The organism is Kitasatospora sp. NPDC096140, from assembly GCF_040303045.1.
Classification (GTDB): Bacteria; Actinomycetota; Actinomycetes; order Streptomycetales; family Streptomycetaceae; genus Kitasatospora.
In genome coordinates this window covers 20,955-35,714 of record NZ_JBEOUW010000002.1, presented here as the reverse complement: position 1 = coordinate 35,714, position 14,760 = coordinate 20,955, and the positions used below count along the sequence as shown (strand labels likewise).

Genomic DNA, 14,760 nt, shown 5'->3' with positions numbered 1-14,760 from the left:
GCATGGTTGAGGAATTGGGAAAGGGATGGGTGGTTCAGGGGGTGGGCAGGACGGCCTTGCGGTCGATCTTGCCGGTGGCCGTCTTGGGCAGGGGCTCGTCGTGGATGGCGAGCTTCTCGGGGACGGCGGCGCGCGGCAGGTTGCGGGCCAGGTGCTCGCGCAGGGTGAGGGTGTTGAGGGTGGAGCCGGGGGTGCGCTGGACGGCGGCGTGCAGGCGTTTGCCGGTCAGCGGGTCGCTCGCGGCGGCGACGGCGGCTTCCAGGACCTCGGGGTGGGTGAGCAGGACGCGTTCGATCTCGGCGGTGTTGACGGCGACGCCGCGGACCTTGACCTGGAAGTCGGAGCGGCCGGTGAGGTGGACGCGGCCGTGTTCGTCGCGGGTGACGAGGTCGCCGGTGCGGAACCAGCGCCGTCCGGCCCCGGCGCCTTCGGGCTGGGTGGTGAAGCGGCCGGTGTCGCGGGAGCGGTCGAGGTAGCCGGCGGCCTGGAAGGGGGTGGAGACGTACAGTTCGCCGCTGCCGGGGCCGTCGAGGGGGGTGCCGTCGGGGGTGGCGATGAGGGTGCGCACGCCGGGCAGCGGGCGGCCGATGGGCACGGGCAGGGCGGCGGCGGCGTCCAGGCGGTCCAGGCGGTGCAGGAAGCTGTCGTTGGTCTCGGTGCAGCCGTAGATGTTGTAGAGGCGGGCGGCGGGCAGCAGGGCGGGCAGGGCTGCGAGGGTGCGGGCGTCGATGGCGTCGCCGGTGAACGCGGCGTGTTCGACGCTGTCCAGGGCGGTGGTGCCGGCGGCCTGCAGGAGCAGGGCCCAGGCCAGGGGGACGGCCTGCATGACGTGCGGGCGGTGGTGGGTGAGCTCGGCGAGCAGGTGGCGGGCGTTGAGCGCGTGGGCGGGGTCGATGAGCAGGCAGGTGCCGCCGGCGGCGAGGGTGGCCCACACGTCGAGCAGGGCGAGGTCGAAGTTCAGCGGGGCGTAGTTGGCGACGACGCGGCCGGGGCCGAGGTCGAAGGTGTCGTGGGCCCAGGCGGTGAAGCGGTCGACGGCGCCCTGCGCGAGGGGGACGATCTTGGGCAGGTCGGTGGAGCCGGAGGTGGTGAGCATGAACGAGGTGCCGGCGGCGAGGGTGGGCCGCGGGGCGGCGTGGGCGAGGGCGGGCAGGGCGGGGGTGTCCTGGCCGCGGGGGGTGAGCAGGCGGCGGGCGCCGGCCTGGGCGAACAGGGCGGCCAGCAGCGCCGGGGCGAGCTGCGGGGAGGGCAGCAGGAAGGGGCGGCGCTCCATCAGGCAGGCCAGGACCAGGGCGACGGCCTCGGGTGACTTGACGGCGAGCAGGCCCACCGGTTCCCCGGGTGCCAGGTCGAGGGCGGCCAGGCGCTCGCGTTCGGCGTCGGCGAGGGCGGCGAGTTCGCCGTAGGAGACGGTGCGCTCGTGCCACAGCAGGGCCGGGGCGTTCGGCCGGGTGCGGGCGTGGGCGGTGAACGCGTCGGGCAGCGGCAGCGGGGCCAGCGCGGCCTCGGCGGCGGCGGTCGCGGCATCACCGTCGGCGGCGGTGGTCGCGGTGGCGGCCCCGGCGGCGGCGGTGCCGGTGGCGGCGGCGGTGGTGGCTGTGCCGGTGGCGTGGGTGGTCATCGGGGTCACTCCCCCGCCGGCGCGATCCGCGCCCAGCCGGCCTTGACCGCGGTGCCCGCGTCGGTGGCGATCGTGAAGCGCACCACCGTGGCACCGTCGTAGGGCTGCAGCGTCAGGCGCAGCTCGGTGCCGTGGAGGGTGGGGGCGGCGAAGCGGGCGCCGAGGGCGGTGACGCGGGAGGGGTCGCCGCCGGCGTGGCGGTCGGTGATCTCCTCGGCGGCCAGGGCGACGAGGTGCATGCCGTGGGCGATGGCGGCGGGGAAGCCGGCTGCCCGGGCGGCGGAGTCGTCGAGGTGGATGGGGTTGAGGTCGCCGGAGGCGTTGGCGTAGGCGGTGGTGTCGGCGGCGGTGAGGGTGTGGGTGAGGGTGAGGGGTTCGCCGTCGGGAGTGGTGCCGGGGTGGGCGGCGGGGGTGAGGATGCCGCGGGCCTCGGTGCGGGTGGCGCCGACCAGCAGGGCGGAGGTGTCGAGGTCCGCGATGGGGGTGGCGGTGGCGGCGTCGGTGATGCGGGTGGTCAGGGCCAGGCGGGTGCCGCGGGCTTCGCGGCGTACCGCGGTGAGTTCGACGCTGACGTCCACCTCGCCCGGGGCCAGGGGGGTGTGGGTGCGGATCTCCTGGGCGAGGTGGACCACGCCGGTGAAGCCGTCGTCGCCGGCGGTCAGGGCGGTGACGGTGTGCTGGGCCAGGGCGTGGGCGGCGACGAAGGGGTGGGCGGGGCTCGCCGCGCCGGCGCCGTCGGGGGTGGGCAGGGCGGTGCGGGCGGCGGCGCGGTAGGCGGCCAGGTCGCCGGCGGTGACGGTCAGGCGGGTGCGCGCCGCGGGCGCGGCGGGGGCCGGGGCGGTCGCGGGGGCGGGCGTGGTCGCGGTCGCGGGGGCCGGGGCGGTCGCGGGGGCGGGCGTGGTCATAGCGGGGTCACCACCAGGGTCGAGTTGTGGCCGCCGAAGCCGAACGAGTTGGACAGCGCCGCGCCGCTTCGGATGGGGCGGGGTGCGGTGTGGACGACGTCGAGGTCCAGGCCCTCTTCGGTCTTCTCGTGGTTGGCGGTGGGAGGGACGGTGCGGGTGTTCATGGCCTGGACGGCGGCGATCAGCTCGACGGCCCCGGCGGCGCCGATCAGGTGGCCGATGGCGCCCTTGGTGGAGGTGACCGGCACGGCGTGCGGGCCGAACACGGTGCGCAGGGCGGCGGCTTCGGCCCGGTCGTTGTGCACGGTGGAGGTGCCGTGGGCGTTGACGTGGGCGATGTCGGCCGGGCTCAGGCCGGCGTCGGCGAGGGCGGCGCGCATCGCGGTGACCGCGCCGGCGCCGTCGGGACGCGGGTTGGACAGGTGGTAGGCGTCGGAGCTGGAGCCGTACCCGGCGAGCAGCGCGTAGGGGGTGCGGCCGCGGGCGCGGGCGTCGTCCAGGCGTTCCAGGACGAGGAAGCCGGCGCCTTCGCCCATCACGAAGCCGTCGCGTTCGGTGTCGAAGGGCCGTGAGGCGCGGGCGGGGTCGTCGTTGCGCTGGGAGTGCGCGCCGAGGTTGCCGAACGCGGCGAGGGTGACCGGGGTGAGGGTGGCCTCGCAGCCGCCGGCGATGACGACGTCCGCGCGGTGGGTCTCCAGGAGCAGGGCGGCGTGGCCGATCGCGTCCGCGCTGGAGGCGCAGGTGGTGGCGATGGTCAGCGCCGGGCCGCTCCACGCCAGGCGCATGGCGATCTGGGCTGCGGCCGCGTTGGGCATGGTGACCAGCGGCATCAGCGGCGAGACGCGCAGCGGCCCGTGCTCGGTGTAGAGGGCGGACTCGCGGTCGCTGGTGGTGCGCCCGCCGACCGCGTTGCCGACGACGATGGCGCTGCGCCCGGGTTCGGGCCGGGGGCTTCCGGCGTCGGCGTGGGCGGCCAGGGCGGCCAGGGTGCCGTAGTGGGCGAAGGGGTCCAGGCGGCGGGCGTCCTTGGCGGGCACGGGCCCGTCGGCGGGCAGGTCGCTCACGCGGCAGCCCAGGCGTACCCGGTGGCGGGCCAGGGCCACATCGGTCAGGGCGGTGGCGGTGGAGCGTCCGGAGGCGACGGTGTGCCAGAACTCCTGGACGGTGTGGCCGGCGGGGCTGACCACGCCGAGGCCGGTGACGGCGATCGGGGGGCGGGTGTGCGGGGCCATGGCGTCCTCTCCTCTGCGGGCCGGGTGGTGGCGGGGGCTCAGATCAGACCGGTCTGGGCGGCGGCGGTCAGGAACGCGTCGGCGGCGAAGTCGATGTCGGCGGCGGTGTGGCGGGCGGTGACGGCGATGCGCAGCCGGGCGAGGTCGTTGGGCACGGCGGGGGTGACGACGGGCAGGCCGATGACGCCGGCCTTGCGGCAGGCGGTGGCGTAGTCGTAGGCGGCGTCGTCGGAGCCGGCGATGACGGGCAGCACGGCGGTGGTGGAGTCCATGGTGGAGATGCCGGCGGCGTTCAGGCGCTCGCGCAGGCGCTGGGCCTGGACCTGGGTGTGGGTGACGCGCTCGGGTTCGCGGCGCAGGATGCGCAGGGACTCCAGGGCGGCGCCGGTCTGGGCGGGGCCGAGGGCGGCGGAGAACAGGAACGGGCGGGCGGCGTAGCGCAGGTGGCCGATGAGGTCGTGGCTGCCGGCGATCCAGCCGCCCATGGAGGGGATGGCCTTGGAGAGGGTGCCGAGCTTGACGTCGACGCGGACCTTGTGGTCGAAGTGCTCCTCGATGCCGCCGCCGGTCTTGCCGATGACGCCCAGGGCGTGGGCCTCGTCGACCATGAGGAGGGCGTCGTAGCGGTCGCAGACCTCGCGCAGTTCGGGCAGCGGGGCGATGTCGCCGTCCATGGAGTAGACGCTGTCGACGATGACCAGGCGCACGCCGGTGGGGGAGGCGGCCTTGAGGCGGCGCTCCAGGTGCTCGACGTCGTTGTGGCGGAAGCGGGTGACGGTGGCACCCGAGAGGCGGCAGCCGTCGACGATGGAGGCGTGGTCGTACTTGTCGATCAGGACGGTGTCGCCCTGGCCGACGAGGGCGCCGACGGTGCCGACGTTGGCGGCGTAGCCGGAGCCGAAGACCAGGGCGCGTTCGCGGCGGGCGAAGCGGGCGACCTCGGCTTCGAGTTCCTCGTGCAGGGGGATGGTGCCGGCCAGGGCGCGCACGCCGTGGTTGCCGGTGCCGTAGACGTCGACGGCGGCCTTGGCGGCGGCCACCACGCGCTCGTCGCCGGCCAGGCCGAGGTAGCTGTAGCCGGACATCATGAGCAGGCGCTCGCCGTCGAGGTCGCAGTAGGCGCTGTCGCGTTCCATGGTGTAGGCGACGAAGCTGTTGCGCCGGGAGGGGTCGGACTCCAGTGCGGCCACCCGGGCGTTCGTTGCGGCGAGCTTCGGCTCCAGGCGGTCCCATGCTCCGGTGGCGTTCACGGGCGTTTCTCCTTCACGGCTTCACGGCTGTCGCGGTTTGCGGGCTTCGCGGGGCTGGACGGCTTTCGCGGATTTCACGGATTCCCGGTTTCCCGGTTTCCCGGTTCCCGTTTCCGGGCCTGCCGGTTTCCGGGTTCGCTTCCGGTTTCGGTCCGGTTTGTTTCCGGCTGCTTCCGGTTGCTTTCCGGCCGGGGCCGGGGTGTTCGGGGTCCGGGGCGGCTTCGGGCGGGCTTTCTCGAAGCGTTCACGCGGGGTGCTCAAGGATGGCTACATTTCTACGGCAGGATGCGCAAGGCATCCGCAATAGGCGCTTCGCCGGCCTGCGGTTCCGCTCTGACGTGCGGAAACCTTGCGTCCACGACGCATCGACCGGCCGGCGGGTATGTTTTCGCGGCCGGTGTTGACACCGCGCCTCGCGGCGAATGTATGGTCAAAATCCGCCGAAACCGAACGGCTGGTCGGCGGCTATTTGTTCTGTTCCGGGTTTCCCATGCCGACGGCCCGGCACGGGCCGTCACTTCCGCTTTGGCTCAAGGGGGTTGGAGCTACGTTGAACGGCTTCAGGGAAGACAGTCCGTCCGGCAGATCGGGGGCGCGGCGATGCTGATCCGCCTCACCGGTCTGGTCGCGATCGAGCACGAGGACGGTGCCCCGCAGCACCTGTCCAGCGCCCAGGCCCAGGTGGCGTTCGCCCGCCTGGTGCTGGAGCGCTCCGGCGGCACCAGCCGCGACCAACTGGCCGACACCATCTGGCCCGACGGGCTGCCCGACACCTGGGCCTCGGCGCTGCGCAGCGTGGTGAGCCGGGTGCGGGCCTTCGTCACCGACCCGGGCCAGGGCCCGGGCGCGACCCCGCTGATCGCCCAGGGCGGGCGCTACGTGCTGCGCCTGCCGGCGGACGCGGCCGTGGACCTGGAAGCCGCCGCGTCCGCGGTCGGCGAGGCCGGGGAGGCGCTGGCCGCGGGCAGCCACGCGGTGGCGCAGCAGCTGGCCGCCGGGGCGCTGGCGAACCTGCGCGGGGCGTTCCTGCCCGACCACGAGGGCGAGTGGGCCCAGGGGGTGCGCGAGCACGTGGACGAGCTGCGGATCAGCGCGCTGGAGACCGCGAGCCTGGCGGCCTCCGCGCTCGGCGAAGAACACCACGCGCTGCGCTGGGCCGACGAGGCGGTGCGCCGCGCCCCGTTCCGCGAGAGCGCCTACCGCTGCCGCATGGAGGCGCTGGCCGCCTCCGGCAACCGCGCCGAGGCGCTGCGCTGCTACCAGCAGCTGCGCCAGGTGCTGGCCGAGGAGCTGGGCATCGACCCGGCCGCCGAGACCCAGGAGCTCTACCTCGCGCTGCTGCGCACCCCGACCCCGGCGCCGCCCGCCCCGGCGGCGGTGCGCCCGGTGGACCCGGTGCTGATGGGCATCTTCGAGCCCCTCGCGCTGATCCGCCTGCCGCGCCCGGCCCCCACCCCGGTGCGCGCCGCCTGACCCGCGGGCCGTCCGCCCCCGACCCCCACCCCCACCCCGGGAGGGGCGGACGGCCCCGCGGCCCCGCCGCCGGCTCCCCTCCCCTCTCCCCGCGCCCCGGCGCCCCGGTCACGGGACGCCGGGGGCCGCGCGGCGCCGCCCGTCCGCTCCCGCGCCCTTCGTCCCCGCCCCCTCTCCCCGTTCTCCCCGCCCCTTGTCCGCTGCCCTGTCCGCCCCGCCTACGCGGCTCCACTTCCCGCGCGGCACACCGGCGTACGGCGCCCCCTGCCCCCTTCTCCCCCGCCCTCTGTCCGCTTCTCCCCGTCCCTTCCTCCGCTGCCCCGTCCGCCCCGGCCGCCCCGTCGGCGCCGCGGGCGGGCTCCGGTGCTGCTGTGCTTCCTGCGCGGGGCCTTCCCGGCGCGCCGGCGGGCGCGCGGTGGGGCCGGGCGGCGCTCCCGGGGTGCGGTGAGCCGCCGGGCGCGCCCGGCCGGTGGGGTGTGCGGGCGGGGTGTGCGGGCGGGTGCGGCCTTGCGTGTCCTGCGCCGGGGCGTGTTGCGGAGGTGTTGCGGTGGGCGTGGCAGACGGCCTTGCCGTAGTAGCGTCGGGGCGTGAAGTCGCGCGCACGGCGCGGTCTTTGACCATCGGACGGACGGGGGTCGAGCGTTGGGAAGGGGTGGTGGGTGTGGGACGGGCACGCGTGGCGGCGCGGGTGATCGTGCACCCTGGTGTGGAGGACGTGAGCGTCCAGCAGGTGCTGGAGGCGCTCGCTGATCCGGCCCGCAGGTCGGTGGTACGCACGCTCGCGCACTCCCGGGCGGACTTGAGTTGCGGTTCCTTCGACCTGCCGGTCGGGCGTTCGACCTCCAGCCACCACTTCGGCGTGCTGCGCGAGGCGGGGCTGCTGCGCCAGTACTACGTGGGCACGACCAAGATGAACGCGCTGCGCAGCGAGGAGCTGGAGCGGCGTTTCCCGGGTCTGCTGTCGGCGGTGGTGGCCGCCGCGGACGCGGAGGTGCTGGACACCGCGCCCTCCTGACAGCGCTCCCTCCCGGCACCGGGCCCTGCCGGCACCGGTTCGCCTTCCCGGGCCCGCGGCACGGTTCGTGCCGTGGGCCCGGGCGCGTTCGGCCGTGCGGTGACGCGGGGTCAGCCCGCCGCGCCACCGCCGGCCGGCGTGCCGTGCGCGGTGTCGTCCGCCCGCGTGCCGTGCGCGGTGTCGTCCACGGTGATGACGATCTTGCCCGTCTGGGTGCCGGCTTCCAGGTAGCGGTGGGCCTCGGCGATGGTGTCGAGGCCTTCGAAGACGCGGTCGACGGCGGGGGTGAAGGTGCCGTCGGCCAGGCCCGCGGTGACGAACGCGCGGGCGCGGCGCAGGCGTTCGTCGTCGCGGGTGACCTCGTGCATGGAGTAGAAGCGGCTGGTGACGGGGGCGAAGGTGTCCTGGCCGGGCAGGGGGGTGTCGCGCGGGTCGAGGCGGCCGTAGACGATCAGGCGCCCGCCGGGGGCGAGGGTGCGGGCGAGGGTGAGGACGCCGGGTCCGGCGACGGGGTCGAAGACGGTGCGCACGCCGTGTCCGCCGGTGGCGGCGCCGACGCGTGCGAGGAGGTCCTGTTCGCCGGTGACGACGACGTCGGCGGCGCCGGCCTGCAGGAGGCGGGGGACCTTGGCGCGGGTGCGGGTGGTGGCGATGGGGATCGCGCCCAGGCGCCGGGCGGTGCGGATCGCGGCGAGGCCGACGCCGGAGGCGGCGGCGGTGAGCAGGACGTGGTCGCCGGGGCGCAGGTGGCCGTCCTCGGCGAGGGCGCCGTAGGCGGTGAGGTAGGACATCCACACGGCGGCGCCCTGGAGGGGGGTGAGGCCGCGGGGGCGGTGGACGGCGGCGCGGGCGGGCACGAGGACGTGGGTGCCGTGGACGCCGTAGTCGTTGAGGTCGAAGGCGGGCACGGTGTCGACCTGGTCGCCGACGGCGAAGCCGGTGACGCCGTCGCCGAGGGCCTCCACGGTGCCGGAGGCCTCGTAGCCGAGGGTGGCGGGCAGGGCGGGGTGTTCGAGGTAGGTGCCGGCGCGGAAGAGCGCCTCGGCGCGGTTGAGGCCGATCGCGGCGACGCGCAGGCGCAGTTCGCCGGGCCCGGGTTCGGGCAGCGGGCACTCGCGCACGGACAGGACCTCCGGTCCGCCGGTGGTCTCGAAGACGACGGTCCTGGGCATGGCGCCCCTCCCCTGCTCGTGGTGGTCCTGTGGTGCGGCGCCGGCGTCGCGTCCGCTCCCCCACCCAAGCCGTGCCGGCACCGCCCTGTCAAACGTCGACGGCGATCGGAATAGCGGTCAGCTTCCGCCTGTTGCACGGGAGTTGGGCTGCTGCAACTCCTGCTTGTCCGCGCCGGCGTCGGGTGCTGCGGGCCGGGGGCTGCGGGGCCGGGGCGTAGGCTCTGGCCCGTGATCGGAAACGACGGCGGCACCGACGGCGGCACCGGCGCAGACACCGACGGCGGCCCGGGCTGGGCCGCGACCCTGCGCTGGGCCGGGCAGGCGCTGGCACCCGGCGAGCGGATCACGGCGGTGACACCGCTCAAGGGCGGGTGGACCTCCCGGATGCGCCGCCTGGATGTCGAACGCCCGGGCGGCCGGGCGCCGTACGCGCTGGTGCTGCGGTCCTTCGTCACGCCGTTCTACCGCCGCCACGCCCCGGCCCTGCTGGCCCGCGAGGCCGGCGTGCTGCGCCTGCTGGAGGGCGCGGGTGTGCCGGCCGCGCGCCTGGTCGCCCTCGACGAGGACGGCCGGGCGTGCGACCACCCGTCGCTGGTGATGACCCGCCTGCCCGGCAGCGTGCGGGTCGCCCAGGACGCGGACGCCCCGCGGCGCGCGGACCTGCTGGCCGCCCAGCTCGCCGCCGTCCATGCCCTGCCGGTGCCCCGCGGGCAGCGCCCGCGCACCTGGCAGGCGTGGACGGCCCCCGACCTGGTGCGCGTGCCCGAGGGCACCGGGCGCCGCGGGCTGTGGGCGCGGGCGGTGGAGGCGATCGGCCGCGAGGCGCCCGCGTTCCGGGGGTGCTTCCTGCACCGCGACTTCCACCCGGGCAACGTGCTGTTCACCGGCGCCGGTGACACCCTCGCGGTCAGCGGGGTCGTCGACTGGGTGGAGACCTCCTGGGGCCCGGCGGACCTGGACGTCGCCCACTGCTCCACCGCCCTGGCCCTGCTCCACGGCCCGGCCGCCGGCCTGGCCTTCGCCGAGCGCTACCGCGCGGCCGGCGGCACCCCCCTCGCCGAGGGGAGCGACCACCTGTACTGGCGCCTGCTGGACGCCCTCGCCTTCGCCCCCGACGCCGAGAAGGTCGCCGTCCCCTGGCGCGAACTGGGCCGCACCGACCTGACCCCGGCCCTGCTGACCGCCCGCCTGGAGGACTACCTGCAGGCCCTGTTCGACCACTACGCCTGACACCCCACCGCCCCACGAAGGCACGGCGGGCAGCGCCACACGCCCCCGGCACCCGGGCGGTGCCGGGGGGCGTCGACGGCGCGTGGCAACGGGTCTTCGCGGCAGTGCCGCCGTGTCGGCTGCGGCGGTGGACTCCACCGTGTGCCGGGCCCGCCGGCCACACCGCCGGTGCGTGGGAAGTCGGCGGGGCCGACTTCCCACGCACCGGACCCCCGAAGCGGCAGACGCGCTGCACCCCACCGCTGCAGCCCCGCACCCGCCGCGGCGGGCGCCGTCGGGCCGGGCGTGACAGCGCTCGCGTGCGGTGTCCCGGACCGGAAGCCCGGTACTCGGCCGCCCCTCGCCGCACACCGCACGCATCGCTCCCGTCCTACCGGACCAGGCCCGTGATGCCGACGGCCGCACCCCCTCCCCCGCGCGTGAAAAGTCGGCGGAGCCGACTTCCCGCGCACCGAACCCCCGAAGCGACGGACGCGCTGCACCCCACCGCTGCAGCCCGCACACACCCCCGCACGGCAGCGGGCCGCCGGCGCAGCGCGCGAGGCGGGTGCGGGCTGCGCTCGCCGGAGGGGTGTCCTGGTCCGGGCAGGTGCCGGGCACGGCGGACACAGCGGGCACGGTCCTCGCGCACCGGCTCTGCGCCGGTTCTTCGGCCGCGACCGGCCGGGGGCCGTGTCCCCAGGCGGGCGGTGCCGAAGGGGTGGCGAACTGTTGAAACGCCTGACTGTGCGTAAGTGCGCATGGGCGTAATCCAGTTGCTTATGATCGCGTTCGTGAATCTGACGGAGTGGGCGCGAGCGCAGGGGATCAGTCCCCATACCGCTTACCGCTGGTTCCGTCAGGGCACTGTGCCGGTTCCGGCCGAGCGGGTGGGGCCGCGCACGATCCTGGTGAACATCGGGGCCAACACCGCATCCGACGACCCGACCGGCGGCGTCGGCCTGCATGCCCGGGTCTCCTCACATGACCGGAAGTCGGACCTTGAGCGGCAGACGGCCCGGCTCACCGGATGGGCGGCCAAGGGTGGTCACCGTGTCGTCCGGGTCGAATCGGAGATCGGTTCCGGGATGGACGGCGGCCGGTCGAAGGCCCGTCGTCTGCTGGCCGATCCGGCTGTGACAACGGTCGTTGTCGAGCACAAGGACCGCCTCGGCCGGATGAACGTCGAACTCGTGGAAGCCGCGCTCGCCGCGTCGGGCCGCCGCCTGGTCGTCCTGGACGAGGGTGAGGTCGAAGACGATCTGGTGCGGGACACGGTCGAGATACTGACCTCGTTCTGTGCCCGCTTGTACGGGCGTCGCTCGGCCACGGATCGGGCGAAGGCCGCGCTGGAGGCCACCGAGCGTGGCTGACCTGCGTGACATCGCCCGCCCGTTCGTCGCCGATCCCGCTTCGGGTGTGTGCGTGCGCGACCGGCTCAAGGGCCTGACAGCCGAGGACGGCAAGGTCCTGCGGCGGGTCGGCGAGCACCTCGGTTCGCTCGCGTCCCGGGATCTGGCCCGGCGTGTCCGGGACGGCCCGGAGCACTCCTCCAAGACGTGGGCGGCCCGAAAGCGTGACCTGACGCCGGAGTCATCGGCGCGCTGGGCCGGTTCGATCACGAAGACCACACATGACCAGTGGGGGCTGTCCCGCCGCGCCCAGTGGCAGCACCTCGACTCGTTGCGGGCCGGTATCGCAACGATCCGCCACCGCCTGTCCCTACCCATCGGCGAGAAGGGCACCAAGCGCGCCCCGGGCGGATACCGGTCCAAGCGCGAGTGGTTCGTCAAGTCCCGCCGCCTGGCGCACCTTGAAGCCGAGTTCGAGCATGTCAAGGCCGAGCGTGAGGCCGCAACGGTCTGCGTCGTCCGAGGTGGCCGGCGCTTGCTCAAGACCCGTCACAACCTCGACGCCGCAGACCTGACCGAGGATCAGTGGCGGGAACGCTGGGACGCGGAGCGCTGGTTCATCTCCGCCGACGGTGAGTCCGGCAAGCGGTTCGGCAATGAAAAGATCCGTGTCACGCCGGACGGCGAGGTCAGCATCAAGCTGCCCCTGCCACTGGCGCACCTGGCCAACGGCAAGCACGGCCGGTACGTCCTCACCGCAAAGGCCTCGTTCCCGCACCGGGGCGCAGAGTGGCGCGACCGCATCGAGACGAACCGGGCGGTGGCCTACCGCATCCACGTGGACGTGGATCGCAGCCGCTGGTACCTCGACGCGAGCTGGCAGCGCAAAGACCTCCCCATCGTCCCTCTGGAGTCGTTGCGTTCGGGAGAAGTGATCGGGGTGGACATGAACGCCGACCACCTCGCCGCCTGGCGCCTGGACACCCACGGCAACCCGATCGGCAAGCCCCGCACCTTCGACTACCGGCTCACCGGTACCGCCACTCACCGGGACGCCCAGATCCGGCACGCCCTCATCCGCCTCCTCCACTGGGCCAAGGACACCGGATGCCGGGCCGTCGTCATCGAGGACCTGGACTTCACCGACTCCAGGACCCGCGAGAAGCACGGCCGCCGCAAGCGGTTCCGGCAGCTGATCTCCGGCGTCCCCACCGGCAAGCTGCGCGCCCGGCTCCTCGCGATGAGCGCCGAGCGCGGCATCGGCGTCATCGCCGTGGACCCCGCCTACACCTCGATGTGGGGGGCCGAGCACTGGCAAAAGCCCCTCACCGCACCGAACCGCCCCGTCACCCGTCACCAGGCGGCGGCCGTGGCGATCGGACGACGCGCCCTCGGACACCGGATCAGGCGTCGGACGGCACCGCCCCACCACGACCAGAGCGATCGCGGTGGGCATCGGACCGCCCAGGCCCGAACCGGCGACCGGGAGCGCGAGGGAACCCGCCCTCCCCTACCCGGACCGCACACACGATGCGCGCCGCCGACCGTGGCAGCGAACGCGGGAGACCAGGACACCCAAGACCGTTCGGGGCGTCCGGCCGTGCAACTCATGCACAGTCAGTAGGAACGGTTAGGGTCGCCCGTCATGGGAGCGAGCAGCTGGTCGTACGTCACGCCGTGGCAGGCGCAGGAGCAGCGGGCGCTGGAGGCCCTGCGCGAGGAGGTGTTCGCGCGGGACGCCGGGTACTGGCGGGAGCTGGGGGTGGCGTCGCTGGCCGAGCTGGACGCGGGCGGGGTGCTGGAGGAGGAGGGCGGCGCGCATTCGGTGCTCGACGTCCGGTGGGTGGTGCGCTGCGAGGCGGACACCGAGGGGGTCGGTGAGGTGCGGGTGGTCGAGGAGGCGGAGGCGGTGGAGCTGTTCGGGACGCCACGGCCCTCGCGGGAGGCGGTGGAGTCGGCCCTGGCGCGGGCCGGGGACGGGTGGTTCCCGCCGTTCGGGCGCGGCTCGGGCTGCTGCACCGCGGTCCACGGGGACGGCGGCCGGGCGGTGGGGCTGTGCTTCTGGGGCGTCACCGGGGACTGACCCGGTGGGCGCGAGGCGGACGCCCACGGGCGGCGCACCGCCACGGCCCGCAGGACCGGGCACCGAACACGGGCACCGGCAGCGGCGTGTGAGGGAAGCGCTCTGCTTCCACCTCCGGCGCGGGAAGTCGGCGGGGCCGACTTCCTGCGCACCGAACCCCCGAAGCGGCCGGGCATGACAGCGCTCGCGTGCGGTGTCCCGGACCGGAAGCCCGGGCACTCGGCCGCCCCTCACCGCACGCCGCAGGCATCGCTCCCGTCCTGCCGGACCAGGCCCGTCATGCCGACGGCCGCCCCCGGCGTGAGAAGTCGGCGGGGCCGACTTCCCGTGCACCGACGCGGCGCGACACCGTCAACGACACGGCGCCCCAAGCCGACTGGACCGCGGCACCGACGGCCGGCCGCACCCCTCCCCCCTGCGGCACGGGAAGTCGGCGGGGCCGACTTCCTGCGCACCGAACCCCCGAAGCGGCAGAAGCGCTGCGCTCCGCCGCTGTGGCCCGGCGCGCACCCCCGGGCCCGGGGGCCGGAGCGCGGGCGGCCGCCCCGTACGGTGGGCGCCTTCGGCCGGGCCGGGGCCGGGGCGCTCGGGCCGCTCACAGGTGCAGCTGGAGGTCCTCCTCGGCGGCGGTGACGTCGCCGGTGAAGGTGCGGCGGGCCTCGGCGAGCGCCTGGGCGCGGTCGGTGCCGGGCCAGAAGTGGGTGAGCAGGAGCCGGGCGGCGCCGGCGCGTTCGGCCCACTGCCCGGCCTGGGCGGCGCTGAGCAGGTACGGGTCGTCGGGGTCGCAGCCGCAGGTGGTGGCGCCGGCGATGAACAGGTCGGCGCCGGCGGCGAGTTCGGCCAGCGCCGGGCCGGGGCCCGCGTCGCCGCTGTAGGCGAGGGTCAGGCCCGGGGCGCTCAGGCGCACGCCCGCGTGCGGGACGTGGTGGGGCAGCGGCGCGGTGTCCAGGCGCAGCGGGCCCAGGCGGTGGGTGGCGGTGGCGGCGGTGGGCAGGGGGTGGATGTCGAAGACGTCGTTGAGGTCTTCGGTGGGTTCCATGGCCTGGACGCGGGTGACGACGCCGGGGGTGCAGTACAGGGGCAGGCGGGGCGGGCGGGGGGTGGTGAAGTAGCGGGCGCGGCACAGGGCGCTGAGGTCGGCGCAGTGGTCGGGGTGTTCGTGGGTGATGACGACGGCGTCCAGGCCGGTGGCGGCGGTGTGCCGGAGCAGGCGGGGGAAGGTGGCGTAGCCGAGGTCGAGGGCGAGGCGGTAGCCGTCGTGTTCGAGGAGGAAGCCGCTGGCGGCCCGGTCCGCTTCGGGGTGGGCGGCGCTGGTTCCCAGGACGGTGAGTCGGCTCACCGGGTGATGCTCTCACAGGCGGGGTGAATCCTTGTGAATCCTTTCGGGGCCGGGGTGCCTCTTATGGGCGGGCCCGGTGCGTTGCCGGGTCCGCGTGTATGGGTCCCCG

At 75.2% G+C, this 14,760-nt stretch carries 12 protein-coding genes; 6 read left to right on the top strand and 6 right to left on the bottom strand.

Features of this window, described 5'->3' with window-relative positions; translation table 11 throughout:
• Positions 1–34: 34 nt before the first annotated feature.
• The 4 genes from ABT048_RS01805 to ABT048_RS01790 are packed head-to-tail and all read right to left on the bottom strand — an operon-like array spanning position 35 to position 5,008.
• Positions 35–1,621, bottom strand: coding sequence for an AMP-binding protein (locus tag ABT048_RS01805; RefSeq protein WP_350519313.1), 1,587 nt, complete (start codon positions 1,619–1,621; stop codon positions 35–37).
• Between the two features lie 5 nt (positions 1,622–1,626).
• Positions 1,627–2,526: a MaoC/PaaZ C-terminal domain-containing protein gene (locus ABT048_RS01800; protein WP_350519312.1), complete on the bottom strand. Its 900-nt coding sequence runs from the start codon at positions 2,524–2,526 to the stop codon at positions 1,627–1,629.
• Complete coding sequence (locus ABT048_RS01795; RefSeq protein WP_350519311.1) at positions 2,523–3,758, bottom strand: beta-ketoacyl-[acyl-carrier-protein] synthase family protein; 1,236 nt, start codon at positions 3,756–3,758, stop codon at positions 2,523–2,525. Before ABT048_RS01795 ends, ABT048_RS01800 begins: the two co-directional genes overlap by 4 nt.
• A gap of 38 nt (positions 3,759–3,796) precedes the next feature.
• Positions 3,797–5,008, bottom strand: coding sequence for an aminotransferase class I/II-fold pyridoxal phosphate-dependent enzyme (locus ABT048_RS01790; protein ID WP_350519310.1), 1,212 nt, complete (start codon positions 5,006–5,008; stop codon positions 3,797–3,799).
• Between the two features lie 600 nt (positions 5,009–5,608).
• On the opposite strand from ABT048_RS01790, the gene ABT048_RS01785 reads away from it, so the two are divergent.
• Together ABT048_RS01785 and ABT048_RS01780 are read left to right on the top strand one after the other, a co-directional pair.
• On the top strand, positions 5,609–6,481 hold the full coding sequence (locus ABT048_RS01785; RefSeq protein WP_350519309.1) for an AfsR/SARP family transcriptional regulator: 873 nt from the start codon (positions 5,609–5,611) through the stop codon (positions 6,479–6,481).
• Between the two features lie 661 nt (positions 6,482–7,142).
• On the top strand, positions 7,143–7,496 hold the full coding sequence (locus ABT048_RS01780; RefSeq protein ID WP_350519308.1) for an ArsR/SmtB family transcription factor: 354 nt from the start codon (positions 7,143–7,145) through the stop codon (positions 7,494–7,496).
• Positions 7,497–7,606: 110 nt separating this feature from the next.
• On the opposite strand, the gene ABT048_RS01775 is transcribed toward ABT048_RS01780, so the two are convergent.
• Entirely contained in the window at positions 7,607–8,668 is a 1,062-nt protein-coding gene (locus ABT048_RS01775; protein ID WP_350519307.1) for a zinc-dependent alcohol dehydrogenase family protein, read from the bottom strand.
• Between the two features lie 228 nt (positions 8,669–8,896).
• On the opposite strand from ABT048_RS01775, the gene ABT048_RS01770 reads away from it, so the two are divergent.
• From ABT048_RS01770 to ABT048_RS01755, 4 genes are all read left to right on the top strand, one after another.
• The gene (locus tag ABT048_RS01770; protein ID WP_502893958.1) at positions 8,897–9,898 is read left to right on the top strand and encodes a phosphotransferase family protein; all 1,002 of its coding nucleotides are present in this window, start codon (positions 8,897–8,899) and stop codon (positions 9,896–9,898) included.
• 773 nt (positions 9,899–10,671) lie between these two features.
• Positions 10,672–11,250, top strand: a complete 579-nt coding sequence (locus ABT048_RS01765) for an IS607 family transposase (protein ID WP_350519306.1) — start codon at positions 10,672–10,674, stop codon at positions 11,248–11,250.
• A 52-nt stretch (positions 11,251–11,302) separates the two neighbouring features.
• Complete coding sequence (locus ABT048_RS01760; RefSeq protein ID WP_502893957.1) at positions 11,303–12,853, top strand: IS200/IS605 family accessory protein TnpB-related protein; 1,551 nt, start codon at positions 11,303–11,305, stop codon at positions 12,851–12,853.
• Between the two features lie 21 nt (positions 12,854–12,874).
• Positions 12,875–13,312 (top strand): hypothetical protein, encoded by a 438-nt coding sequence (locus tag ABT048_RS01755; RefSeq protein ID WP_350519305.1) that lies wholly within the window; start codon positions 12,875–12,877, stop codon positions 13,310–13,312.
• A 595-nt stretch (positions 13,313–13,907) separates the two neighbouring features.
• Here ABT048_RS01755 and ABT048_RS01750 read toward each other — a convergent pair.
• On the bottom strand, positions 13,908–14,651 hold the full coding sequence (locus ABT048_RS01750) for an MBL fold metallo-hydrolase (protein WP_350519304.1): 744 nt from the start codon (positions 14,649–14,651) through the stop codon (positions 13,908–13,910).
• Positions 14,652–14,760: the final 109 nt, after the last annotated feature.